Here is a 23,476-nt window from a genome sequence, read left to right on the forward strand (position 1 = left end):
AGCGCACGGCGGCCGTGGCGGTCGAGGGCGCACGGGGCCGGCTCAACCGGCCCCGAACCCACCGCCGTCCGGCTGAAAGGGGGCTTGTGACGCCGCCCACACGCCGAGCGTCAGATCCGCCGTGCACGAGGTCAGCCGCCAGCCTGCGAACCAGGTCCGGTCGAGCCACTCCACCCAGGCACCGGCGGCCACCTTCTCGGCCTCCAGGAGGTTGGCGGCCGTCACGAAGGTCATGGCCATCAACAAGGGCGGACTGGGGACGAGGCTGACATGTTCCACCCCCGGCTGCGCATCACGCCGGATCCGTTCGGATGCCATGCCACAGAGCTGCTGCGCAGCTCCAGAGGCGGCCTGCCGATCCGGCTGAAGGACAACCTTGATGGCGTACATGCGAAGAACATACGCATCTGTGAGCTCCTGGACAGGCCGCGGGCTCGACTTCTTGCGGACATGACATGGATATGCCACCGCGCCGTTACAACCGCGGGACGACCACTGAGTCCCGTGCGGCGCCACATGGGGCGTCACGTGGCGAGGAATCGATCACTCATGTTGATCAGAACATGACGGACAGTATGATGCGGCGGAACCGCAGCACTCGATCCGCCGCGGGAATGGGGGATACTGCCATGCTGGAAAGCGTCGAGCTGGCCACGAGGGATCAGAACGTCTACCGCACACTTCTGCTCCATCCGGGCTGGAACATAGGCGACGTACAAGAGTACCTCGGCCTGCCGGAGGAAGAGGTCCGCGCGGCACTCGACCGGCTCGCGTCGATGTCCCTGCTGCGCCCCGGCGCGGACGCCGGTCGCTTCGTCCCCACCAACCCCGAGATCGAACTCAAGCCTGTCTTCGAGCGCAGGGAGGCCGAGCTCGACGAGCAGCGGGCCAAGCTCTCCCGTGACCGGTCGACGGTGGCGGCACTGGCCGCCGAGTACGCCGCGCTGCGTCTCCAGGCGGGAGCGCCGGGCCTGGAACGTCTGGAGGGCCTGGACAGCGTCCGCATCCGTCTCCGCGAACTCGCCCAGAGCGCCACCTTCGAGGTCCGGGCCTTCATGCCCAGTGGCGCGCTGAGCCCGGGAGCACTGGAGGCGGCTCGTCCGCTGGACGAGGACACTCTGGCACGTGGCGTGCGCATGCAGACGGTTCACCTGGACAGCGTGCGCAACGACCACCCCACGGTGGAGTACGCCACATGGTTCACGGCGCAGGGAGGCCAGACGCGTACGGTCCCCTCGCTGCCCATGCGCCTGATCCTGTGCGACCGCTCCATCGCCGTCATTCCGGTGAACCGGGAAGCCAGCCAGGAGGGCGCGTTCGTCATCCACCTCTCCAGCGTGGTCGCGGCCCTCAACGACCTGTTCGATCTCGTCTGGGACCGCGCCACCCCGCTCGGCGACGTCCCGGTCCTCGACTGCGAGGGGCCCAGCGACCGCGATCTGGCGATCCTGAAGATGCTGGAGGAGGGTTGCACCGACGAGGGCATCGCACGCAAGCTGGGCGTCTCCATCCGCACGGTCCGCCGGCTGATGGCGGACATGCTCAAAAGGCTCAACGCCCAGAGCCGCTTCCAGGCCGGCGCCGAAGCCGTTCGCCTGGGCTGGCTCTGACGCGCCACAGCCGAGGTCCGGCTCAACGCCAGGCCTCGGCCCGTGGGGAGGTGGCGACCGGCATGTCCTACGTCAACGGCACGTTCATTCTCGTCGAGGCGACAGTCATGCCCAGGTGATCGCCTTCGTCTTCCTCCTCGAGCACGCACACGGTGGGCGTGCAGCGTCAGTACACCGGCACCGCCGGACGCATCGAGAACAGTCAGGTCGCCGTGCACCTCGCCTGCTCCACCCCCCTCGGGCGTGCGGCAATGGACCTGGCCTATGCGACAGCGGACAGCACCAGCAGGGCAGCTGCCGCGAGGACCGCGTACCCCAGGAGCAGGCAGGCCGACAAGCGTTGCCGCAGAGCGCGATATCGCGTCTCGTACGCCCCGCGAAGGTCCTCCGCCCGTGCGGCCGTGCGCTGCCACGACATCCGCGACAGCGTCAGGTATTCCGCAACGAACTCCCGCTCCAGTTCGTGTCGTTGTGCTTCGGTGAGCCAGCCGAGCCGGGAAGCGGTGCGCGCTGCCGCCGCGCGGCCCTCCTCCCGTGCGGCGGCGAGCAGGAGGTGTCCCTCGATCTGACGGACCAGACATCGTTCCTCGTCCACCGTCATCGCGCGCTCAACTCCTTTTCCGCCTGCGGCTCCTGCGGGCGGTGCAGGTCGAACGCCGGGGATTCGCTGCGGATCCGCGGCAGGGTGAGGAAGTTGTGGCGCGGCGGCGGGCAGGAGGTGGCCCACTCCAGGGAGCGGCCGTAGCCCCACGGGTCGTCGACGCCTACCGGCTTGCCGTACTTGGCGGTCTTCCACACGTTGTAGAAGAACGGCAGCAGGGAGGATCCGAGCAGGAAGGAGAAGATCGTCGAGACCGTGTTGAGCGTGGTGAGTCCCTCGACCGCCAGATAGTCGGGGATCCGGCGCTGCATCCCGTTCACGCCCAGCCAGTGCTGGACCAGGAAGGTGCCGTGGAAGCCGATGAACAGCGTCCAGAACGTGATCTTGCCGAGCCGCTCGTCGAGCATCTTGCCCGTCATCTTCGGCCACCAGAAGTGGAAGCCGGAGAACATCGCGAAGACGACCGTGCCGAACACGACGTAGTGGAAGTGCGCCACCACGAAGTACGAGTCGGAGACGTGGAAGTCCATCGGCGGCGAGGCCAGGATGACGCCGGTCAGACCACCGAAGGTGAAGGTGATCAGGAAGCCCGTCGCCCACAGCATCGGCGTCTCGAAGGACAGCGAGCCCTTCCACATCGTTCCGATCCAGTTGAAGAACTTCACGCCGGTCGGGACGGCGATGAGGAACGTCATGAAGGAGAAGAACGGAAGCAGCACGCCGCCGGTGACGTACATGTGGTGCGCCCACACCGTCACGGACAGGCCCGCGATCGAGATCGTCGCGGCGATCAGGCCCATGTAGCCGAACATCGGCTTGCGGGAGAAGACCGGGATGACCTCGGAGATGATGCCGAAGAACGGCAGGGCGATGATGTACACCTCTGGATGGCCGAAGAACCAGAAGAGGTGCTGCCACAGCAACGCGCCGCCGTTGGCCGCGTCGAAGACATGTGCCCCGAATTTCCGATCCGCCTCCAGCGCGAACAGCGCGGCGGCGAGGACGGGGAAGGCCAGCAGGACCAGGACGGCCGTCAGCAGCACGTTCCACGTGAAGATCGGCATGCGGAACATCGTCATGCCCGGCGCGCGCATGCAGATGATCGTGGTGATGAAGTTGACCGCGCCGAGGATCGTGCCGAAGCCGGAGAAGGCCAGACCCATGATCCACAGGTCGGCGCCGAGGCCCGGCGAGCGGACCGCGTCCGACAGCGGGGAGTAGGCGAACCAGCCGAAGTCGGCCGCACCCTGCGGGGTGAGGAAGCCGCCCACGGCGATGGTCGAGCCGAACAGGTAGAGCCAGTAGGCGAACATGTTCAGCCGCGGGAACGCCACGTCGGGCGCGCCGATCTGCAGCGGCATGATCCAGTTCGTGAAGCCGGCGAACAGCGGCGTCGCGAACATCAGCAGCATGATCGTGCCGTGCATCGTGAACGCCTGGTTGAACTGCTCGTTCGACATGATCTGCAGGCCCGGACGGGCGAGCTCGGCGCGCATGAGGAGCGCCATGACGCCGCCGATGCAGAAGAACGCGAACGACGTGACCAGGTACAACGTACCGATGGTCTTGTGGTCGGTGGTCGTCAGCCACCGCACCGTCCTGATGCCCCTGAGGTCTTCGATGTGCTTCACGCCCCGCCTGTGTCCGCATTCGGCCCGCCCGTCACACTCGAACGACGCGAGGAACCTCACGAAGGAAGGGTGTGACGATCCCGGCGGTGCCGGACACGAACCGAACATGAGCAACGACGAGATCTTCGCCGCTGCCTACCGCGAGCACTATTGGGCCGTCAGCCGCTACATCGCGCGGCGTCTGCCCGAGCGGCCCGACGAGGTGGAGGAAGTGGTGGCGGAGGTGTTCACGGTCGCCTGGCGCCGTCGGCATGACCTGCCGGACGCGCCACTGCCCTGGTTGTACGGGGTGGCCCGTAACTGCCTGTCGAACGCGGTACGCAGCTACGGGCGCAGGCGCCGACTGGTGGGCCGGCTGGGCAACGACGAGGCCGCGCACAGCCGACACATCGTGGACAGTCCCGACTCCGAAACGCCCGGAGCCTGGGTGCGCGAGGTCCTGAACCGTCTCTCCGGGCCTGACCAGGAGATACTGCGCCTTGCGGCGTGGGAGGAGCTGGACGCCGCGCAGATCGCGGTCGTTCTGGGCTGCGGCAGCCGCGCGGCGACGATGCGCCTGCACCGTGCCCGCCGTCGGCTGCGCGCCGAGATAGAGCGCGTCCGCCCCACAGCACTCACGCCGGGCACACCGACCGGTCGGCGGGCGGGCGCCATGGCACCGCAGGACGAGGCGCCGACCGGGCACGGCATTCACGAGAGCCCACCCCACGGGACGCCGGCGGTCGCCGCACCGACGCCGGCCGTGGCCGCCGAAGGCGCGGACACGGCCGGTTCGTTCGGCACCGACGCCGAGTCGTCCGCCGCGGAGAACGGTCCTGGACCGCGATGGTCCCGCTCCGCGTCCAGCGCGCCCGCCGCCGTCCCGCTGTGCAAGGACCCTCGCCATGTCTGACGAACTCGACCTTCTCCGCGACGCCGATCCGGTGCCGGACCACGCTCCGCACTTCGGCGACGGTCCGCTGGACCACCGCGCCGAACGCCGGCTGGCCGCACTGCTCGGCCAGGACCGCCGTCGGCTCCGGACGCCGCGCGCCCGGTGGCTGTGGAGCCTGGCCGCCACAGCCGTCGTACCGGCCGTCGCCCTTGTCGCCGTCCTCGGCGGCCCGGGTGGGCCGCCCGCCGTCGCCGCGCCGCGCCCCCTGACCGTCCAGCCCCGTTCCGCCCCCGTCCCCCTGGGACAGATGACCGCACTGGCGGACGCCGCCGCCGCGGCCGGCTCCCCGGGACTGCGCAGGGGCACCCACGTCCAGTCGTGGAGCCTCGGCATGAGCGACGACGCGCCGCCCGTGACCCTGCCCGAGGAGCGTGTGGTGCGCTGGAACCCCGACGACAGCCGCACCGAGGTCGTCGTGGCGACCGACCCCAGCCGTCCGGGCCGTCCCGTCCTCACCGACGAGGGCGACACACCGCGCCTCGTCTCGGACGGTCACGTGCTGAGTCGGACCACCTATCCGCCGAGCTGGAGCGACGCCCCACCGGAGTCGCGCCCGCCGCACACTCCGGCCGCCTTGCTGGCCTACCTCACCGAGATGGCCCACACGCACACGAAGGCACCCCTGACCACCGACCAACTCCTCGACTCGACACAGGAGTTGCTGGGGCACTGGACGCTCGGCGCCCGTGAGTCGGCCGCACTGGTCCGAGTCCTGACCGACGCCGGGGGACTGCGTCCGGCAGGACGGCTGACGGACCGGCTCGGACGGCCGGGTGAGGCCTACGTGTACAACGGCACGGGCGTCCGGCGCATGCTGATCCTCGACCCTCGCACCGGCACCGTCCTCGGCCTGGAGACCACCGCAACCCGCGACGACCCCGAATACGGGGTCAAGGCCGGGGACGTGCTGGACTACAGCGCCTGGCTGCCCTGACCCCGTTGCGCCGCTCCGTCCACTCTGCCGTACCGCCCCGAAGCATCCTGTTCGCGCACGACTCGCGGGCGCTCGACAACGAGACCCGGGCCCGAAGCCCCACTTGTAGAGTCCGCACAGCGGAGAGATCGAAGATGACCGTGAACGACGTAGCCGCGTCGACACTGCTGGACGTTCTGCTCGACGCGGCGCGAGAGGCCCCGGGCCAGACCGTCGTGCCCGTCCGGGGAGACGGCGGCGAGCACGCGGTCACCTTCGCTCAACTCCGGGACGACGCACTGCGCGTGGCGGCGGCCTCATCGCGGCGGGCGTGACACCGGGCACCCCACTGCCACCGGTCGCCGACCGGGGTGACACCTTCCAACCGATGTTCTGGGGCGCACTGGCGGCAGGGGCCGTGCCCGTCCCGCCCGCTGCGCAGCCGCGCCGGATCGAGCCGGTGTGGGAACTCCTCGGCAGGCCGCCCGTCATGGTGGACGAGGTGACCAGCGCCGTCGCCGTCGACACCGGCGACGGGCCGCACAGCCGACCGAACGACACGGTGCGGCTGTTGCGGCTCGACCTGAGCTGCGTCCGCCTGCTGCTCGTCGGCGCCGAGCCCATCTCGCCCCGCGTCTGGCGGGAGTTCACAGCGAGCGCGGCTCCGGCCGGGCTGGATGCCCGCGCCCCGCTCCCGGTGAACGGCCTGGCCGAGACCACTCTCGCCGTGACCGTGCCGCCGCTCGGCGAGACCGCCTCGCCGCTCGTGCTGGACCGTGCCGCGCTCAGTCGGGGCCGGGCTGTGGAGACCGATCCGGGCCCGCACGCGGTGGAGTTGACGGATCTGGGACGGCGGGTGCAGGGGTGCGAGGTCCGGATCACCGGCGAGTCCCGAGACCCGGTAGGCGAGCTGCGGGTCGGGCATGTACATGTGCGGGGACCGCAGTTGGGACGCGGGCACCGCCGGGCGCCCGAGGCGAGCGCGTCGGCGTTCGGCGACGACGGCTGGCTGCCTACCCGATCTCGGCTTCCTGCGGGACGGACGGCTGTGCGTCACCGGGCGCCACAAGGACGTGGTGTTCGTCAACGGCCGTACGTTCCATGCGTCGGACCTGGAGTCGGCGGTCGCGGCGACGCCGGGGCTGCCGTCCGGGGCCGTGGCGGTCGTGGGGTCCACGGATCCGGACGGCGGGGGCGAACGGGTCGTCGCGTTCGTGCAACGGGCACGCCCCGAGCCCTCCGCCGCCGCACCGATGCTGCGCGCGGCAGCCGGCCGGCTGCGGGAGAACCTCGGCCACGACGACGTACGCGTACTGCCGTTGCCGCCGGGGGCGTTCCCGCGTACCACCAGCGGGAAGATGCGCCGCGGGGAGCTGCGGACGCGCTTCGGGAACGGGCGGTACGCCCCGGTCGAGGGCCGCTGGGCCGACGCGACGGCCACGACAGGGGACGGGCCGACAGGCGGTCGGCGGACGGGCCGCCGAGCGGGTCGATGGGCGGTCTCGTCGACCTCCCGCGGGCCCTCGCCCACTGGGACGCCGCCGAAGCCGCCGGGGTCCGGCCGGCCCGTCTCCACCTCCTCGACCACACCGTCCCACCGGAGGCTCTGAGCGTCCTGCCCACCACAGCGACCCCGCTGACGTCACTGTCGGACCCGCAGCGCCGCCGCCGGGCTGCTTCGGCACCCTCGGATCCAGCTCACGCGAGCCTTCCGGCCCGCGGAGGTCAGGCGGTGCTGAGGGGATGGGCCGCGGTGGCCGAGCGTGGGGGCCAGGCGTGGGGGGCGAGTATGCCGAGGACGTACGCGCGGGCCACGAGGGCCGGACGGGTCGCGGCGCCCAGCAGGTGCCGCAGGCGGCTGAGGTGGTAGTCGAGCGTCTGCCGCGACAGGTTCAGGGAGGCGGCTATGTCGCTGTTGCTGCTGCCCTGCGCCAACAGCGAGAGGATGCGGATCTGGGCGGCGGTCAGCGGTGGATGCGCCTCGTGGGCGAGGCTCTGGTGGGTGATCACGGCCCAGACGTGCCGTGCCCGGCCGGCGGAATGGCCGATAGTCGTCAGATGGAGCTCCGCCCGCCGCTGCAGTCCATGCGTGTCGACGAGCACGGCAGTGGTCTCGACACGTCTGGTGCGGCGGGCTATCAGACTGTTCCAGCGGCGGTGCAACCGGTCTAGGTCAGGACCCGGTTCAGGGGCCAGCAGCGTGTGGGCGCGACGGCCCACCAGGTCGGTCAGGCCGAGATGGAAGAGTTCGGCGGCCGCCACGCTCGCCTCGATCACCCGCCCGTTCGCCGACAACAGGGCGCAGGGCAGCCCGCTGTGGTCACGCAGGGCGCTGAGGTTCTCCTCGGCCTCCTGGCGCTGCGCCGTGGCCCGCAGGTGGTCGGTGATGTCGACGTAGATGCCGGCGATGCACGAACGCGACTGCTCCCGCACCGGAAAGCGGTGGCCGACGGCGCGACCCGTGGTGCCGTCCTGCCGCAGGTAGCGGAGGGTGTGGCGGACGGGGCTGCCCCGGGTGAGTATCTGCTGGTCCAGGGCCCGGAACCGGTCGGCCTCGGCCGGAGTGTCGAAGTCCTCGATGTATCTGCCGACCAGTTGCTGCGGCACGGTGCCGTAGAGGTGTGCGTAGGCGTGGTTGGCCCACAGGTAGCGCCCGTCGCCGTCCCGGATGAAGGCGGCCGCCGGAGCGAGGTCCACGAGGTCCGCGAAGGCGGCGTGGCCGGGCGGTACCGCGGGCCCTGCTTCCCGCCGTCGGTCCGGGGCGCGCTGTGAGCCGCCCGGGTCGGCGAGACCGCCGGTGTCGTCCCACGCACCTGTCTGCAGGATCCCTTCGGCGTCCGCCTTCCCCGCCTTCTCCGCCTTCTCCGCCTTCCACACCTCGTCGACTTCCCTGCAGGGCGCCGGAAGGTTCTCGAGCAGTGTCTTGAGGCTTGGGTCGCCCACAACGGTCTCCGTCCGTATAGGACTGGCTGACGCACAGTCACGTGACGTTGGATATCCCGCGCGATACAGCGCAAGCTCCATTCCCGGCCGAGTTGCCGGAAGTGGACGGTGGGGCTCGCCGCCCTACCGCTCGGCCGGGGATCCGGGACGAAACGCTGCGGATCACCCCGGGACTCAGGCATTTGCCTGAGTCGTGAGCGCCCTCTGCGGCGATATGGACGGTTACAGCCTGGTCCCCTGGAGTGTGCGGGCGGACCCGCGGACGCCGTTCCCCCGCACACGTTCCCGGGCGTCACCGCACCGCCGGTGCCGATGACGGCCCTTGCCGACCAGGTGAATGGAGACGAACTTCTGTGAGCACGGTGCTGTTGGTGCATGCCAAGGGTGGTCCGCCGCTCGGCCATGTCCTGTCCCGGACGGCTGCGAGGGCGGACGTGCACCTCCTGGCGCTCAGCGCTCTTCCCCCAGCCGTGGCGGGCGCCGCCGCGAGACTGTGCGCCTCGGTCACCACCCCGGACGACGCGGGTCACTCCGACCTGGTCTCCCTGATCGTCTCGCGTGCCCGGGAGGTGGGTGCGAAAGCTGTGATCACCTTCTCCGAGTACGCGGTCGTCGCGGTCGCCGAGGCCTGCGAGAAGCTCGGTCTGCCGGGCGCGGGCGCGGCCGCCGCACTCGCGCGCGACAAGCGGCTGATGCGCAGCACCTGGCAGCGCAGCGGCCTGCCGCAGCCCGCGTTCCGCCCCGTCGCCACGGAGGCGGATCTGCAGGCGGCGGTGGACTCCCTGTCCTGTCCGCTGCTGCTCAAGGCCGCCTGGAGCGCGGGATCCACCGCCCACCAGATCATCACCTCGCCCGTCGAGGCGTCCGCCGCATGGGCCCGCTCGCGCCGGGTCATGGCGGAGTCCGCGCAGTTGGGATACGCGGAGCTGCATGTCGCCGAGGCGGACGCCGACTTCGTGGTCGAGGAGATCGTCAGCGGTACGGTGGCGGACTGGTTCGCCGAGCCCGGCTGGGGCGACTACCTCAGCGTCGAGGGCGTCGTGGCGGACGGTGTGTTCCACCCCGTCTGCCTCAGCGGCCGGATGCCCACCGTCGAGCCCTTCACCGAGCGCGCCGGCATCACCCCCGCCCTGCTTTCGCCCGACGCGCAGGACCGCGTCGTGGACCTGGCGCGCCGCGCCGTCGACGCGCTGGGCCTGCGCGACTGCGGGACGCACACGGAGATCAAGCTCGGCCCCGACGGGGGCATGTGGCTCATCGAGACCGCTGCCCGGTTCGGCGGCGCGATGACGGTGCCGCAGATCGAGGAGGTCTTCGAACTGGACCTGGTGGGCATGCTCGTCGACCACCTGCTGGGACGCCCGGTCGCCTGGCCGGAGCAGGCCCTGACACCGGCGCAGGCGCGGGGTGCGGCGGGCTCCCTCGTCGTCCTCGCGGTCGACGGGCGCGGCGAGGCCTGGCAGGACCGCAAGGTGTGGGACTTCTCCGTGGTCGCGTCGGACGTCCCGCTGAGCCCGGACAGTGAGCTGTCGGTGGTGGCGGAGAGTTCTCTGCCCGACGGCAGTGTCGTGCCGGTCTACGACCCCGCCGCCGGGGCCAACACGATGGCGGCCCTGTGCCTGCTCTCCGCCGCCGACCCGCGGACGGTGCTGCGGGACTTCGAGACGCTGGTGGACGCGCTGCCCCGGGTGCTGCCCGCCGTGCGGTCCGAGGAGGTCCCCGCATGAGCACCCGACTGGCCACCGGCGCCGCCGAGCCCGCCACGGACCGCACGGTCGTCGGCGAGAACCTCTCTCTGCCGCTCTTCCGGACGCTCTCGGGAGTCCTGGCGGGTCACCCCTACCTCAAGGTCGTCGTCGACCGGGTGGAGAACACCTGGCATCTGCTCGACACCGGCGCGCACCCCTTCCACGTCAACTACGTCGCGACCCGTGTGCTGGGGATGGACCTGGCCGCGCTGGACGCGCAGCTGGACGCGTTCAACGCCTCTGTCTACACCGATCCCGAGCGCCGTTTCCTGCTCGGTGTGCTGTCCCTGCACACCGAGCAGGAGGAGGGCAGGGAGCGGCCGTTCCTCGTCCTGGAGACGACCGAGGCCGACACCATGCAGGGCGAACTGCTGGCGTTCTTCTACGAGTTCGTCCGGGCCCGGGTCGACAGCAGGCTGCCGCTGCTGCTCAAGCCCGCCAACCACGGGCAGGAGGAGGGGCTGTCGGCGATCAGCGAACAGCGTGTGCCCCGCATCCTGGGCCATGAGCTGTTCGGTTCCCGCGATCGCACGCCGCTGAACCCCGGCGAGGCCACCGGGCGGCTGCGCTTCTTCCGGACGGCCGAGGAGTACACGGCGGCGGAAGCCGCTCTGGGCTGGGCGGACATCGTGGCGATGCCGTGCCTGCCCGACGACGTTCCGCGCGTCGCCGGCTTCGTCAACACCGCGCCGATCACGCCGCTTTCGCACACCAATGTCCTCGCCTCCGGCTGGGGCATTCCCAACGCGATCGTCCGCGACCTGGAGCAACTCGTAGACAGGGACGGCCTCGACGACGCGTGGGTGCGTTACCGGGTCGACGAGGACGACATATCCCTGCAGCGCCTCGACCACGAACCGGACCTGCGGGCGCCGGCCTGGCACCAGCAGCGCATACGCCTCGAGCCGCCGCTGCTCGAAGACGCTCCCGTACTGTCCCTGCACCGGCTGCGCAGTGCGGACCGCGACCGCTACGGCACGAAGGCGGCCAACCTCGGCGAGCTGCACCACGTCCTCGACAGCCGCACGGTGGACCTGACCTCGTTCTACGGCCGGCCCCGTCCGCCGCGCGAGGACCTCTACGGCCACCTCGCCACCCGCCTCGGCCTCACCGCCTTCACCACCGATCAACTCCGCACCAAGGCAGCCGAGTTCGTCGCCGAGACCGTCGGCGCCCCGGAGGGCGTCGCACTCCCCTTCGCTCTCCAGCAGCGGTTCCTCGCCTCTTCCCCGGCCCTCCAGCAGGGCATCGGCAAGCTGAAGATGGCGCTCGAACTGGACGCCACCGACGTCCTGGACTCGCTGTGCCTGCAGCTGCAGCACCTGATCCGGCACACTCCCGTCCCCGAGTCGGTCACCCGGCAGATCGACCAGGCCTTCCCCGCCGCCGCGGCCTCGCGCGGACGGCTGGTGGTGCGCTCCTCCTCCAACGCGGAGGACCTCCCCGGGTTCTCCGCGGCGGGCGTCTACGACTCCGTCACCACCGTCCACGGCACGGGTCAACTCCTCGACGCCGTACGCCAGGTGTGGGCCTCCCTCGTGTCGCCCCGCAGCGTGCGGCTGCGCCACCAGGTCGGCATCTCCCTCGACGACACCTACATGGGAGTGATCATCCAGGAGTACGCGCCCGCCTCCCTGGGCGGCGTCCTCGTGACCTGCAACCCGACCCGCCGGGAGGACTTCCGCAACGTCTACCTCAACTGTTCCCCGGGCTCGCCCGAGCAGGTGGTCGACGGCACGGTGCTGCCGCAGCAGTACCTGTACAACACTGTGGAGGGCGGCGGCCGTACCGTCGCGCTGGGCTCGTGGGACCAGGGACTGTCCGCCGCCGTCCGCGCCCGGCTCGCCGACCTGTCCCTGACCGGACGGCTCCTGCAGTCCCACTTCAGCGGAACCGACGTGGACAAGCCCCTGGACATCGAGTGGCTGATGACCGAGCAGGGCGATTTCCGCCTGGTCCAGATCCGACCCTACGCGCTGTGAGGGCGCGCCCCGGCACCGGAGCGACCACGGGCCTGACCGACACCGCCCGCCTGATCATCCGGCTCAACTACGGCTTCCAGCTGCTGTTCAACCTGCTGTGGTGGATGCCGGTGTTCTACGCCTACCAGAAGGCGGCCGGCCTCTCGGACGGGCAGATCTTCGGCATCCAGAGCATCTACTACGTGGCCTTCTGCCTGCTGGAGATCCCGACCGGCCTGATCGCCGACCGGATCGGCACCCGCAACTGCCTGCGCGCCGGCGCGGTGGTGATGACGGCCGCGAACCTGGCCCCGGTGGTCAGCGCCTCCTACACGGGATTCCTGATCCACTTCCTGGCCATCGCCGCCGGCCGGTCGCTCACCTCGGGCGCGGCGAGCGCCTACCTGTACGACGGGCTGCGGGCGGAACGGTGCGACGAGCACTACCTGCGAGCGGAGGGTACCGCGCGGGCACTGGGGCTGGCGGCGAAGGTGGTGTGCTGGCCGCTGGTAGGGCCGCTGATGGCGCTCTCGCACCCGGCCCCGTACGTGCTCAGCGCGGCGAGTGCGGCAGGCTCCCTCGTCTGCGCGGTGCTGCTGCCCCGACTCGCGGGAGCGGAAGCCGGAGCGGACGAGGGCCGCAATGACGGCGGGCGCCGGGGCGGCGCCTTCCTGCGGGACGCGGGGACCGCACTGCGCTGCGTCGCCGCCTCGCCGTGGCTGGCCCTGGTGATGGTGCAGGGCGTGGCGGTCTTCACGCTGTCACGCATCTGCCAGGTCAACCTCTTCCAGCCGATCCTGCTGGCCCACGGCATCGGCGAGGCCTCGCACGGCGGGGTGCTGGCCGCGATGACCGTGGCGGAGGCGGTGGCGTCCGCGCGGCCCCAATGGCTCAGCCGCAGACTGCCGCCGGTCGCCTGGGTGTCCGTCCTCAGCCTCGCGCTGGCCGGCACCCTGGCTGCCATGACCCTCGGCGGGCCGTGGACCGTCGTCGCGCTGCTCTGTCTGTTCGCCGCGGCCACCGGGTTCGCCTTCCCGGTCCAGCGCAAACTGGTCAACGACGCGATCCCCGCGCACGCACCGCGGGCCACCCTGCTGTCGGTGGAGAGCATCGTGGACCGCGCGGTGTGCGCCCTGGCCGCGATCGCCGCGGGCGCGTACCTGTCGGCCGGGCATCTGGACGCCCTGCTGTGGCACAGCGCGCTGGCCACGGCGGTTCTGCTCGGGGTCTTCCAACTGCTGTTGCGCAGCGGGGTGGTCGCCCGCGGGGGCGGGGTTCGGGACGGGGATCGGGCGGAGCCGGCGCAAGGGAGCGACCGCACAGGAGCCAACAGCACCGCATCGGCGGAGGCGGGCGACGGTGCAACCGCCCCGGCGGACACGGGGGACGCCGGCCGCAAGGAGGCCCTCCAAGGGGACCAGGCCTCGCGAGGCCCACGAACGCCCTGACGACCGGAGCCACCGGGCCCACCGGCCACGGGCCTCCAAGCCACCGGGCCCCCGGCAGAACAGCCGATATCCGTGGCACAGGCGCCGATCCGTCGTCGTACGCCCCCGGTCGAGGGTGTACGACGACGGGCGGTCCGGGCTGCCGCTGCGGGCTGCGGCTGCTGCGGGGACGGCGACGGCGACGGCGTTTCAAGCGAGGCGACGGCCCAGGAGTTCGATCAGACCCGCCGGCAGGAACGCGGGCCGGTACGGCAGACCGACCTGGTACGACACGAAGCCCAGCGAGGAGGCGACGGACACCTCCTGAGCCGTCTCCGCCTGGTAGACGACCCGGCAGCCGGCCGAGTCCTCCTTGGCGCGCCGCCACAGGACCGGGGACGGCTTCCGTTCCGCCTCGGTGCGCGGCGTACGGATCCGGTCGCCGAAGTCTGCCCAGGCGAAGGCCGCCGGACCCCGCCATGTCGCGTCGACCTCCGTCCGGAGGCGGGCGGCGCGCTCGCCGTCTGTCGTACCCCAGGAGGGCGGGACATTGGTGATCAGGCCTACCCGGACGTGATGTTCCCGCAGGGTCCGCAGGTACGAGGCCGCCCCGGGCAGGTAGGTGGTGCTGCCGTCGTCGGCGGTGTGCACGAGGGTCTCCCCCAGGTCGAAGTACACGACGGGACACGCCCGTTCGCCGTGCGGGGGCAGGGTGGCGAACGCGCTCTGGCCCTTCCCGGCCTCCTCGGAGGCGGCCACGGCCGCCGGCGTGCACAGCACCGTCGACACCAGGGCCGCGCCCAGCGCCAGTGCCAGACGGGGCGAACTCCTGTAAGCAGATCCGTTCATGAGCACCGCCACCCCTTCAGTGTCATAGACATGACACTTTACCGCTCCCGTGGTCCATGGGTGGGCCTGGCGTTGAGTACGCGTACTCATGTGACCGGTACCGTCGCACCGGCCCCACCGCCCCAGGCCGAGACCGCCGGCCGACTTCCCGTAACCAACACGCCCCCTCCGGGCGTCACTTCAGCATCAGCTGCGCAACTCCTGCGTGGCACGGCGCATCTCGTCCGCCAGCCGTGTCAGGACCGCTGGGAGCGGGACGTCGTCACGTGCCGTTCGCTGCCGCCGCGCGGAGGCAGCTGCTTCGATCTCCTGACAGAGTCCCGCCGCGCGGGCGGCTCCCACCGTCGCGCAACTTCCTTTGAGGCGGTGCGCGAGCAGCCGCGCCGCGTCGAAGTCCCCGGCCCCCAGCGTCGTGCGCAGCCGGCCGAGGTTCTCGGGGGTCGAGGCCGCGAACGCGTCCGCGATGTCCGCGATGGCCTCGGCGGGCAGACCGTCGAGCTCCGCCGGTGTGCCCGAGGTGCTCGGCGGGGAGGACTCGGTGGGCGGTTCCGCCGTCCAGACGGCGATGCGGGCGAGCACCTGCGTCCGGTCCACCGGTTCGGTGAGGTGGTCGTCCATGGCTGGAGGCCGGATGTCTGACGCCGGCCGACCGCTGCGTGAACGGCATCACCGCCACTCGTGCAGGCCGCCTGGGACCGCTTCGGAGTCGCAGGCCGGGCGTCGCGGTGCCGCAGCGGTTGCCGTCACCAGGCTGTGGTCGAGCGCTTCACCGGCGAACGGCCGAGATCAGTCCGCCGGGCCGTTCCTCGCGCCGCGGCGGGGTGCTGATCGGGCGTCCGTAGGCGGCAGCGCGTTCACGCAGGGTGTGGCAGTCGGCCTCCCAGCCGTACCCGGCCAGCCTGCCCACCGGGTCGTCGGGCATCTCCGAGAGCCACATGGACGCTGCGGATCCCGGAGCGGCGTCCGCGCCGAACCGCTCGATCACACCGCGCGAGCCCCACGTCAGCCCCATCCGGCTGCCTGCCGCCGACTGCGCGCTGATCCGCGCCAACAGCAGTTCCACCGCGTCCTCGGGCAGATAGATCAGCAGTCCTTCGGCGATCCATGCGGTCGGCACCGTGGGGTCGTGCCCTGCGGCGGCCAGCGCGCCCGGCCAGTCCTCACGCAGGTCCACCGCGACGGTGATCCGCTCGCAGCGTGCGACGGCCCGCTCCTGGCGCAGCACGGAAGCCTTGAAGTCCAGTGGCTCGGCGGTGTCGACCTCGAACAGCCGTGTGCCCTCGGGCCAGTTCATGCGGAAGGCCCGGCTGTCCATGCCGGCGCCGAGCAGCACGACCTGCCGGACACCGGACGCGGAGGCCTGCTGCAACAGGTCGTCGAGGAACTTCGTCCTGATGACGATGGAGAACGACACGGCCAGCCGGCGGCGTCGCGCGGACTCGTCGTCGGTCAAGGGCTGAGAGGAGGGCCACAGGCCGCCGGCGGTGGCGAAGGCCTGTGCCAGGGGATCGCGGAACAGCGCGTTCTCCCGCTCGCTCTCCAGCGCCCGCACCCGGGCCACTCCCACCGCCGTGGCCCACACCCCCGACGGCTCGACCCGCTCCCGCTCATCAGCCATCACACCACCGTAGAGGATCGATTCCAAGAGGCCTGATGAGGGGAGCCGGCTTCATCTACGTGCGGCCGGTCATGCGCACCGACCGGCCACGACCACCCAACCCGTCGAAATGGTGGGGGGTGGGTACATGGCAAAACATCTCCAGTCCCGAGCCGGTGGCCGGGGCCTGTCCGACCCACCCCCCATAGCCGCGAGTCCCTCACGATCTCCGTCCGGCCCATGACACCGCACCGTATCCCGAACCACTGACAACACGGCCGGCCCGCATCACTACGTGCGGCTGTCGGGTCGCGTCCCGAGGTCCTTCTACCCGGACCCATGACGACTTGCGGATCACCTGGAACAATCACTCCGCCGACGCCACCCGGACATGACGCGCCTCCTGCGGGCGCACGCGGCAACCATGGCGTCCGCTTTCCGCTGAGCAACCTCGCACCCCCGATTTCCCAGGCGTGAGGCGCATATGGGATGCACCCCACGCACCACCCCCCATCGGGAGACACGATGAGAGTTCGTCACTCCACTGCTGGAAGCCGCTGGGCAGCAGGCGTTCTCGCCCTGCTGCTGGCCTTGATCGGAGCGCTGCTCGTACCCGAGCCCGTGTCCGCGGCAGAAGCCGCCCGCACAGCATCCGCCACCGGGCATGCCACCTCCGCCTCCGCCTCGACGTTGCCCACCAGGCTGCGCGGAGTCAACCGCTCCGGCACCGAGTTCATGTGCGTGCAGAACCGGGGCATCTTCGACGGCCCCGCTGACAGCGCCTCGATCCAGGCGATCAAGAACTGGCAGGCCAACGTCGTCCGCGTTCCACTCAACGAGGACTGCTGGCTCGGCATCAACGGCGTCAACCCCGCCTACAGCGGCACCAATTACCGTAATGCCATCTCCGAGTACGTCTCCCGGCTCCGTCAGGCCGGCCTGTACGTCATCCTCGAACTGCACTGGAGCAGCGGTGTCCACATAGGCATCGGCTCCAGTTGCTGGGCGTATGCCTCGCAGTGCCAGAAGCCCATGCCCGACAGCGACCACACCCCGGACTTCTGGAAGTCGGTGGCCAACACCTTCAAGAGCGACCAGGCCGTCGTCTTCGACCTGTTCAACGAGCCCTTCCCGAACCTGGTGATGTTCGACCGCAACGCCTCGTGGAAGTGCTGGCGCGATGGCGGTTCGGCCTGCATCGGCTTCCTCTACTCCGTGGCCGGCATGCAGACTCTCATCAATGCCGTGCGGTCCACCGGCTCGACCAACCACATCATGGTCGGCGGCATCAACTACTCCAACGACCTGTCGGGGTGGCTGACGTACGCACCCTCGGACCCGGCCGGGAAGCTCGTGGTGTCCTGGCACTCGTACAACTTCAACAGCTGCAACACCCAGAGCTGTTGGGACTCCCAGATCGCGCCCGTCGCCGCCCGCTATCCGCTGGTGGTCGGCGAGATCGGTCAGAACGACTGCGCCCACGGCTACATCGACACCCTGATGAACTGGCTGGACAGCCGAGATCTCGGCTACCTGGGCTGGACCTGGAACACGTGGGACTGCAAGTCCGGCCCGTCGCTCATCACCGACTACAACGGGACCCCGACCGCCTACGGCCAGGGACTCAAGAACCGCCTCGCCACCGGCTGACCGGACTCCAGGCGCCGGGCTGCTCCGGCACACCGGAGCAGCCCGGCCCATCCGTACGACCCGTGCAGCCGCGTCAGCTCTGCCTGCGCCGCGACGCCTGCGGCGACAGATGGCGGGCCAGCGTGCCGAGCGCCTCGGTCACCTCCTTCACCGCCTCCGGATCGCCCCCGACCGCCTCGGCGAGCGCGCCGTCGATACCCGCCGCCCTCACCATCGCCATCCGGTCGGAAGGGCGGGACACCTGACGCACCAGCAGGCGACGACGGTCGGCCGGATCGTTCTGGGTGACGACCGCCCCCGCCTCCTTCAGGCGGGCCACGGCGGTGGAGACCTGGCTCTGCGGAAGCCCGGTGCGGGCGGCGATCTCACCGACGGCACTGTCGGGGTGGGCGGCCAGGTCACTCACCACGATGAGGACCGACCGCACGCCACCCCCGTACCGGGCCGCACCGCCCTCCGGCTCGGGCATGGCGCCCTCCCCGATCTTCATCAGGGTGCGCCCCAGCAGGAACAGCTCGACTCCATCCACACCCGCAGAGTACATCCACCTCGATGCATCGGCCAGAGATGCATCGGGAATACATGCATCACAAGAGATGCATCTCTATTGATGCATCTTAAAAGATGCGTTAGCGTGAGAGGACGACGCCGGCAGGACGGGCGACGGAACCCCTACGACGGACCACGAATGAAGGAGACTCTCGTGCGCAAATGGCGCGGAAACCCCTGGGCGGTGCTGGTGACGCTCTCGCTCGGGTTCTTCATGACCCTGCTGGATCTGACGATCGTGAACATCGCGATCCCCGACATGATCAGCGGCCTCGGCGCCACGCTCGACCAGGCCCTGTGGGTGGTCAGCGGCTACGCCCTCGCCCTGTCGGTGTTCCTGATCACCGCAAGCAGACTGGGCGACCTGCGCGGCCCGCGCACCCTGTTCGCCGCCGGCCTCGTGGTGTTCACCCTGGCCAGCATCGCGTGCGGACTCGCCCCCGGAGCGGCCGCACTGATCGCCGCCCGTGCTGTACAGGGACTCGGCGCGGCGCTGCTCGTGCCGCAGACCATGACGCTGATCGTGTCGGTGTTCCCGGCGGACCGGCGGGGCTCGGCGCTGGGGATCTGGGGCATGGTCGCAGGCGCGGCCACGCTCTGCGGCCCGACGGTGGGCGGCATCCTCGTCTCCACCGTCGGCTGGCGCTGGATCTTCCTGGTGAACGTGCCGATCGGCATCGCGGCCCTCGCCCTGACCTTCGCGGTCGTCCCCGACATCCGCCCCGCCCGCACCCACCGCTTCGACCTGCCGGGCATGCTGCTGGCGACCGCCGCGCTGTTCTGCCTCGCCTTCGGCCTCCAGGAAGGCGAGCGGTACAACTGGGGTGCGGGGATCTGGGGTCTGATCGCCGCGGGCGTGGTGCTGGCCGGCATGTTCCTGCTGCACCAGCGCGGCGCACAGGAGCGAGAGCCTCTCGTCCCCTTCGTCCTCTTCAAGGACCGCAACTTCACCGTCATGACCGTGCTGGTCGGTCTCATCTCGGTGGCCATGCTGGGCCTCGTGCTGCCCTTCAACCTCTACCTGCAGTCCGTGCTGCACATGAGCGCGATGAAAGCCGGTCTCGTCCTGGCGCCGTCGTCCGTCGTGTCGATGGCTCTCGGCCCGTTCGCGGGGCGCCTCGCCGACCGCATCGGCGGCAAAGTCCCGATCCTCGCCGGTCTCGCCCTGTACACCTGCGGCATCGTGGCCATCACCCTCATCGCCGGCCCCGCAACACCCTGGTACGCCTTCCTGCCCGGCACCCTCCTCACCGGACTCGGCATCGGCTGCACCGTCGCCCCCATGTCCGCCGAGGCCATGCGACACGTCAAGCCACAGTTCGCAGGCGCGGCATCCGGCGTCAACAACACAGTCCGCCAGATCGGCTCGGTCATCGGTGCCGCCGCCGTCAGCGCCCTCCTTCAGGGCCGACTGGCCGCCGAACTCGCAACGGGCAAAACCTACTCGGCCGCCTTCCTCGCCACACTGCACGTGACAGCAGCCCTGCCGATCGCGGTCCTCACAGCCGGGATGCTGGCGTGCCTCCTGATCCGCAACCACACCAAGTCCCGCGCCGCGCACCCCGTCCCGCCCACCTCGCCCGCCCGGACGACCCCCGAACCCCAGCCGGCCACCGCCCCGACGACCAGCCCCACACCGCAAGCAGACCACCGTCCCGCCGCAGACCGGGTCTAGACAGTTCCCACCCTCCGTGCCCGCAGGGGCACGCGCCACGGCAGAGCCGAACCGAGGAACCCGCACAACACCCGCCCCCACCCCGAAAGGAGATGGCGCTCATGCGAAACCCGACGCCATACTCAAAGGGTGGACGCCCTACATCGTGGTCGCCGGCAGCGCCATGCGTGAGAGGACGGGTGCGGCGGGTGTCCGGAGGCGGCCAGACGGCTTTGACGGAGCTGTGGCAGCAGCGTTGGCCCGACTGCCCTCCGGTCGGGTACAGGCTTCGGGACCCCTACCGGGATGTCTGGGTACGCTTTCACAGCCTGCCGGATTCGAAGCGGTACGCGCAGGACGAGAGCGAGTACGCCGTCGTCCTGGAGCGCTACAACACCGTCCTCGAGGAGTTGTTCGCCGGTTCGGACGTCTACGTGATCATTCCCCTCTGGGCTACCGAGGCAGAGGTCAGGTCAGTCCGACCGGACGAAGGGTATTGGCAGAGTCTGCTGGTGGAGGACGATCCCGACCCCGAGTTCCGTACGTACTGCCACCTCTCCGCCACCCGCCGGCCATGGCGGCGAGGCTGCATCGACGAACTGCTCCGAGACGTCGCCGACTACGAAACGGCCGGAGTCCTCGTCACCGACACCCGGATGCAACGCATCCACCACCCCTACGACGGTGGCGCCGACGTCTTCCTGGCCACACCCGAGGAGCGGGACCGCCTGCGCGATCGGCACGCAGACTGGCTCTCCAGCCATCCATCGGGCCTCTGACACGCCAGATCACCGACAGAGCCGGCAACGGTGCCGTGGACCGCGGCGACGGCGCGCGGGTGATGCCCGAACAGCCGGTACACCGGGGCACGGTTGACGCCTTCCTCCGCGTCGCAGTCCCGCCCCACCTCTGGGGCCCCGGTAGACCGGTTGCCGCGGCGATGGACCCGGCACCCGCGGCGCGTACGTACCCGTGATGAACTGGCCGCTGATCACCAGCCACAGAGGGGGAGAAGTGACGGCAGAAGCGGAGCAGTTGCGCAAGGACGGGCACCACGTAGAGAAGTGGGCGCTGGGGTGGTTGCTGCTGTCGCTGGCGATGTGGGGGTGGTTCGGCTACCGATTCCTGCCGGCCGACGGCCGAGGGTCCTTGGCGCGAGCTGAGGACAGCCGCGCCCTCGTGGGCATACTCGCGCTGGCGGTCATCCCGACGATCATCGCGACGGCGACCCTCGTGTACGCCCGGGTCTTGTTCCGCCTGGCTCGCAGGGCCTTGTAGGAGTCTGTCGCAGTCACCTCACGCACAACTGCCCGGACCACCGGGGTCTGCCGTCCGAGCAACACCCATGATCTGCGCCATCTATCGGACACATGCCAACCGAGAGTGACCTCCCTTTCGGCACGGCGGATACCTCAAGCACTGCGGAGAACGCAGGCGGCCCGCCGTGCCCTGCGCACCTTGCTGGATCGAGCCGGAAGCGCGGCATCCTGCTCATCGGCCCGTTGCCCTAATTCCGGCGGACAGGCCCTAGCATCTGCGCATGCCTTCACGTCGCAGCCATGACAACTTAGCCGCCCTTCCGCGCGATCCCCGAGCTGACCGCTATCCGATGCCGATCGTGCCGTACGGCTGGTACGCGGTGCTGCGCGGCCGCGAACTGCGACCGGGAAGGGTCGTCAGCCTGCACTACTTCGGGCGGGCGCTCATCGCCTTCCGGGGAGCCGACGGCCGGGCAGCTGTCCGGGACGCGCACTGCCCGCACTACGGCGCGCATCTCGGCGCGGGCGGGAGGGTGGTGGACGGCACGGTGGAATGCCCGTTCCACGGGTGGCGGTTCGGCACCGACGGCCGGTGTGTGGAGGCACCGTTCGCGGTGCACACGCCCAAGGTCTCCCTCGGCGGGTTCCCGGTCCGTGAGCACAGCGGGCTGATCTTCGTCCACGCCGGTCCGGGCGAGCCGTCGTGGGAGGTGCCCGAGATCCCCGAGACGGGCTCGCGAGAGTTCGCCGTGCCCATCGACGACACCTGCCGGGCACGCGTCCACATCCAGGAGATGCGCGAGAACATCGTCGATGAGTCCCACTTCCACTTCATCCACGGCCAGAGCGAACCCCCTGTCCAGGAGTGGCGGGCGGACGGCCCGTTCGCCGAGGCCCGGGGCAGGATCTCCCGCCGCGTCCTCGGCCGGAACATCGACAACACCTTCGACGCGTTCATGTACGGGCCCGGTGTCATGGTGGTCCGTACCCACGGCCCCGTCCTGTCGGTGACCGCCGTCGCCCTCAGCACTCCCGTCGACGACCGCACGAGCGAACTGCGGATGCTGTACTACATCCGCAAACCGGCGCGACTGCCGTTTCTGACGCCCCTGGCCAAGCTCGTCTTTCGCATGGCGGCCTTGGACGAGGTGCGCGAGGAGGTCGGGATCTGGGACCACAAGATCCACCAGGCACGCCCCGTCCTGCTTCCCCACGAGAAGGGCATCAAGGCGCTGCGCCGCTGGTACGCGCAGTTCTATCCGACCGACTGACTGATCGGCCGACCGAGGACCCCCGTCAACCGGATCCAGACGCCCAGACGGAAGATGTCGGGCAGAGCTGGATCCCGCCTCCTCCGAGCGCAAGCGGTGCGCTACAGGTGACCGATCTCAATCGGCGCCCTGCGGCTCCACCTGCGCCGGCATGCCACGGCCTATCGTCATCGCCCAATGAACAGCTGGGGACGCCTCGACGGACACGGCTCCACCGCGCTCCACCCCGGACACAGCGACCTGGTTGGCAATCGTTCTGAGCTGGGAAGCACCGCAATCCAAGGGAAAGGACACGTGCACCGGCTGCACGACCACCGTGACTCTTCCCTCGCCTTGGCAACTCACCGCGATGGTGAGGGCATCCCCCTTCTTGCCCTTGCCGTACTCAACGGTGGCGTTCCCGGTGGTCACCTTCTGGCGGCCGGCGAGTGAGGTGTCCGGCTCCAACTCCGGCGGCTCCCGCAAAGAAGGCTGCGCGGTGCTGGGCGCAGCGGCGGCCGTCGCACTGCTCGGCTCCGCTGCCCCCCGGGATCGCGGGGGCTGTTCGGCTTCCGAATGATCCGTCGTGCACGCGGCGATAGAGAGAAGTGCCGCCACACACGCGATGCTCGGTACCGCACGGGTTCGCCAAGACATGTCAACTCTCCGGGAAAGCCAAGCCGACGTGACGCGGCGTGTGAATGATGATGTCGCGTCGCTGTCCTGTCGCAACTGTCGCGATCATGCCAGCGCTCCTGACGGGCCACCAGCCATCGGTGCCTTTCCTGAGCAAAACCTGAGCCAGGCGATCAACAGGCGACGACTCATCGAGCACACGTCCTCGGAAGGAGTGGAGCTGGAAGAACCCGCTGAATCTCCTCCGCATAGGATGTCGCCGAA

The 23,476-nt window shown here is 70.2% G+C and carries 21 protein-coding genes and 2 pseudogenes; 14 read left to right on the plus strand and 9 right to left on the minus strand.

Going from position 1 to position 23,476, the window contains the following annotated elements:
- Positions 1-42: 42 nt before the first annotated feature.
- Positions 43-390, minus strand: a complete 348-nt coding sequence (locus OHS82_RS03420; RefSeq protein WP_057574881.1) for a hypothetical protein — start codon at positions 388-390, stop codon at positions 43-45.
- A 239-nt stretch (positions 391-629) separates the two neighbouring features.
- Here OHS82_RS03420 and OHS82_RS03425 point away from each other — a divergent pair, with 239 nt between their 5' ends.
- Together OHS82_RS03425 and OHS82_RS43390 are read left to right on the plus strand one after the other, a co-directional pair.
- Complete coding sequence (locus OHS82_RS03425; RefSeq protein WP_057574880.1) at positions 630-1,610, plus strand: helix-turn-helix domain-containing protein; 981 nt, start codon at positions 630-632, stop codon at positions 1,608-1,610.
- Between the two features lie 143 nt (positions 1,611-1,753).
- Positions 1,754-1,867 (plus strand): annotated as a pseudogene (locus OHS82_RS43390) (IS701 family transposase); the annotation flags it as partial.
- A gap of 5 nt (positions 1,868-1,872) precedes the next feature.
- Here the strand turns inward: OHS82_RS43390 and OHS82_RS03430 are convergent.
- Both OHS82_RS03430 and ctaD read right to left on the minus strand, forming a co-directional pair.
- Complete coding sequence (locus OHS82_RS03430) at positions 1,873-2,211, minus strand: hypothetical protein (protein WP_057574879.1); 339 nt, start codon at positions 2,209-2,211, stop codon at positions 1,873-1,875.
- Entirely contained in the window at positions 2,208-3,842 is a 1,635-nt protein-coding gene (ctaD, locus tag OHS82_RS03435; protein WP_443041141.1) for an aa3-type cytochrome oxidase subunit I, read from the minus strand. The genes OHS82_RS03430 and ctaD overlap by 4 nt, the downstream gene beginning before the upstream one ends.
- A 106-nt stretch (positions 3,843-3,948) precedes the next feature.
- On the opposite strand from ctaD, the pseudogene OHS82_RS03440 reads away from it, so the two are divergent.
- The 4 genes and pseudogenes from OHS82_RS03440 to OHS82_RS43400 all read left to right on the plus strand — a co-directional run.
- Positions 3,949-4,455, plus strand: a pseudogene (locus OHS82_RS03440) (RNA polymerase sigma factor); the annotation flags it as partial.
- 271 nt (positions 4,456-4,726) lie between these two features.
- Positions 4,727-5,710, plus strand: a complete 984-nt coding sequence (locus OHS82_RS03445) for a CU044_5270 family protein (protein WP_057581877.1) — start codon at positions 4,727-4,729, stop codon at positions 5,708-5,710.
- A 134-nt stretch (positions 5,711-5,844) separates the two neighbouring features.
- A complete protein-coding gene (locus tag OHS82_RS43395) occupies positions 5,845-6,024 on the plus strand; it encodes a hypothetical protein (RefSeq protein ID WP_057581879.1) in 180 nt (59 codons plus the stop codon).
- Positions 6,025-6,762: 738 nt separating this feature from the next.
- On the plus strand, positions 6,763-7,299 hold the full coding sequence (locus OHS82_RS43400; protein WP_443061767.1) for a hypothetical protein: 537 nt from the start codon (positions 6,763-6,765) through the stop codon (positions 7,297-7,299).
- A gap of 115 nt (positions 7,300-7,414) precedes the next feature.
- On the opposite strand, the gene OHS82_RS03455 is transcribed toward OHS82_RS43400, so the two are convergent.
- Positions 7,415-8,632, minus strand: a complete 1,218-nt coding sequence (locus OHS82_RS03455) for a PAS domain-containing protein (RefSeq protein WP_328433234.1) — start codon at positions 8,630-8,632, stop codon at positions 7,415-7,417.
- 353 nt (positions 8,633-8,985) lie between these two features.
- On the opposite strand from OHS82_RS03455, the gene OHS82_RS03460 reads away from it, so the two are divergent.
- The 3 genes from OHS82_RS03460 to OHS82_RS03470 are packed head-to-tail and all read left to right on the plus strand — an operon-like array spanning position 8,986 to position 13,789.
- Entirely contained in the window at positions 8,986-10,359 is a 1,374-nt protein-coding gene (locus tag OHS82_RS03460) for an ATP-grasp domain-containing protein (RefSeq protein WP_328433235.1), read from the plus strand.
- Entirely contained in the window at positions 10,356-12,362 is a 2,007-nt protein-coding gene (locus tag OHS82_RS03465) for a PEP/pyruvate-binding domain-containing protein (RefSeq protein WP_328433236.1), read from the plus strand. Before OHS82_RS03460 ends, OHS82_RS03465 begins: the two co-directional genes overlap by 4 nt.
- Entirely contained in the window at positions 12,359-13,789 is a 1,431-nt protein-coding gene (locus OHS82_RS03470) for an MFS transporter (RefSeq protein WP_328433237.1), read from the plus strand. Before OHS82_RS03465 ends, OHS82_RS03470 begins: the two co-directional genes overlap by 4 nt.
- 189 nt (positions 13,790-13,978) lie before the next feature.
- Here OHS82_RS03470 and OHS82_RS03475 read toward each other — a convergent pair whose 3' ends face one another.
- From OHS82_RS03475 to OHS82_RS03485, 3 genes are all read right to left on the minus strand, one after another.
- Positions 13,979-14,617, minus strand: coding sequence for a hypothetical protein (locus OHS82_RS03475; RefSeq protein WP_328433238.1), 639 nt, complete (start codon positions 14,615-14,617; stop codon positions 13,979-13,981).
- A gap of 186 nt (positions 14,618-14,803) precedes the next feature.
- Positions 14,804-15,235, minus strand: coding sequence for an Hpt domain-containing protein (locus tag OHS82_RS03480; RefSeq protein WP_328433239.1), 432 nt, complete (start codon positions 15,233-15,235; stop codon positions 14,804-14,806).
- A gap of 148 nt (positions 15,236-15,383) precedes the next feature.
- Positions 15,384-16,235, minus strand: coding sequence for a class I SAM-dependent methyltransferase (locus OHS82_RS03485; RefSeq protein ID WP_328433240.1), 852 nt, complete (start codon positions 16,233-16,235; stop codon positions 15,384-15,386).
- Positions 16,236-16,739: 504 nt separating this feature from the next.
- Between OHS82_RS03485 and OHS82_RS03490 the strand changes: the two genes are divergently transcribed.
- Positions 16,740-17,864, plus strand: a complete 1,125-nt coding sequence (locus tag OHS82_RS03490) for a glycoside hydrolase family 5 protein (protein WP_057581892.1) — start codon at positions 16,740-16,742, stop codon at positions 17,862-17,864.
- A 73-nt stretch (positions 17,865-17,937) separates the two neighbouring features.
- On the opposite strand, the gene OHS82_RS03495 is transcribed toward OHS82_RS03490, so the two are convergent.
- The gene (locus OHS82_RS03495; protein ID WP_107105308.1) at positions 17,938-18,393 is read right to left on the minus strand and encodes a MarR family transcriptional regulator; all 456 of its coding nucleotides are present in this window, start codon (positions 18,391-18,393) and stop codon (positions 17,938-17,940) included.
- A gap of 174 nt (positions 18,394-18,567) precedes the next feature.
- Here OHS82_RS03495 and OHS82_RS03500 point away from each other — a divergent pair, with 174 nt between their 5' ends.
- The 4 genes from OHS82_RS03500 (at position 18,568) to OHS82_RS03515 (ending at position 22,597) form a co-directional block, all read left to right on the plus strand.
- A complete protein-coding gene (locus tag OHS82_RS03500; protein ID WP_079041481.1) occupies positions 18,568-20,088 on the plus strand; it encodes a DHA2 family efflux MFS transporter permease subunit in 1,521 nt (506 codons plus the stop codon).
- Between the two features lie 188 nt (positions 20,089-20,276).
- The gene (locus OHS82_RS03505; protein ID WP_328433241.1) at positions 20,277-20,846 is read left to right on the plus strand and encodes a DUF3885 domain-containing protein; all 570 of its coding nucleotides are present in this window, start codon (positions 20,277-20,279) and stop codon (positions 20,844-20,846) included.
- Between the two features lie 235 nt (positions 20,847-21,081).
- Positions 21,082-21,345 carry a hypothetical protein gene (locus OHS82_RS03510; RefSeq protein ID WP_328433242.1) on the plus strand — a complete coding sequence of 88 codons (264 nt, stop codon included), beginning with the start codon at positions 21,082-21,084 and terminating at the stop codon, positions 21,343-21,345.
- Positions 21,346-21,676: 331 nt separating this feature from the next.
- Positions 21,677-22,597, plus strand: coding sequence for a Rieske 2Fe-2S domain-containing protein (locus tag OHS82_RS03515; RefSeq protein ID WP_328433243.1), 921 nt, complete (start codon positions 21,677-21,679; stop codon positions 22,595-22,597).
- A 117-nt stretch (positions 22,598-22,714) separates the two neighbouring features.
- Here the strand turns inward: OHS82_RS03515 and OHS82_RS03520 are convergent, their stop codons facing one another.
- Positions 22,715-23,044, minus strand: a complete 330-nt coding sequence (locus OHS82_RS03520; RefSeq protein WP_328433244.1) for a hypothetical protein — start codon at positions 23,042-23,044, stop codon at positions 22,715-22,717.
- Positions 23,045-23,476 lie beyond the last annotated feature (432 nt).

Source organism: Streptomyces sp. NBC_00425, assembly GCF_036030735.1.
Taxonomy (GTDB): domain Bacteria; phylum Actinomycetota; class Actinomycetes; order Streptomycetales; family Streptomycetaceae; genus Streptomyces.

What these genes read in the sequence shown, in the direction of transcription:
- OHS82_RS03430 (WP_057574879.1), bottom strand. Translation starts at nt 2,211, where the DNA reads ATGACGGTGGACGAGGAACGATGTCTGGTCCGTCAGATCGAGGGACAC.
- OHS82_RS03480 (WP_328433239.1), bottom strand. Translation starts at nt 15,235, where the DNA reads ATGGACGACCACCTCACCGAACCGGTGGACCGGACGCAGGTGCTCGCC.
- OHS82_RS03465 (WP_328433236.1), top strand. Translation starts at nt 10,356, where the DNA reads ATGAGCACCCGACTGGCCACCGGCGCCGCCGAGCCCGCCACGGACCGC.
- OHS82_RS43395 (WP_057581879.1), top strand. Translation starts at nt 5,845, where the DNA reads ATGACCGTGAACGACGTAGCCGCGTCGACACTGCTGGACGTTCTGCTC.
- OHS82_RS03445 (WP_057581877.1), top strand. Translation starts at nt 4,727, where the DNA reads ATGTCTGACGAACTCGACCTTCTCCGCGACGCCGATCCGGTGCCGGAC.
- OHS82_RS03490 (WP_057581892.1), top strand. Translation starts at nt 16,740, where the DNA reads ATGAGAGTTCGTCACTCCACTGCTGGAAGCCGCTGGGCAGCAGGCGTT.
- OHS82_RS03475 (WP_328433238.1), bottom strand. Translation starts at nt 14,617, where the DNA reads ATGAACGGATCTGCTTACAGGAGTTCGCCCCGTCTGGCACTGGCGCTG.
- OHS82_RS03420 (WP_057574881.1), bottom strand. Translation starts at nt 390, where the DNA reads ATGTACGCCATCAAGGTTGTCCTTCAGCCGGATCGGCAGGCCGCCTCT.
- OHS82_RS03425 (WP_057574880.1), top strand. Translation starts at nt 630, where the DNA reads ATGCTGGAAAGCGTCGAGCTGGCCACGAGGGATCAGAACGTCTACCGC.
- OHS82_RS03485 (WP_328433240.1), bottom strand. Translation starts at nt 16,235, where the DNA reads ATGGCTGATGAGCGGGAGCGGGTCGAGCCGTCGGGGGTGTGGGCCACG.
- OHS82_RS03515 (WP_328433243.1), top strand. Translation starts at nt 21,677, where the DNA reads ATGCCGATCGTGCCGTACGGCTGGTACGCGGTGCTGCGCGGCCGCGAA.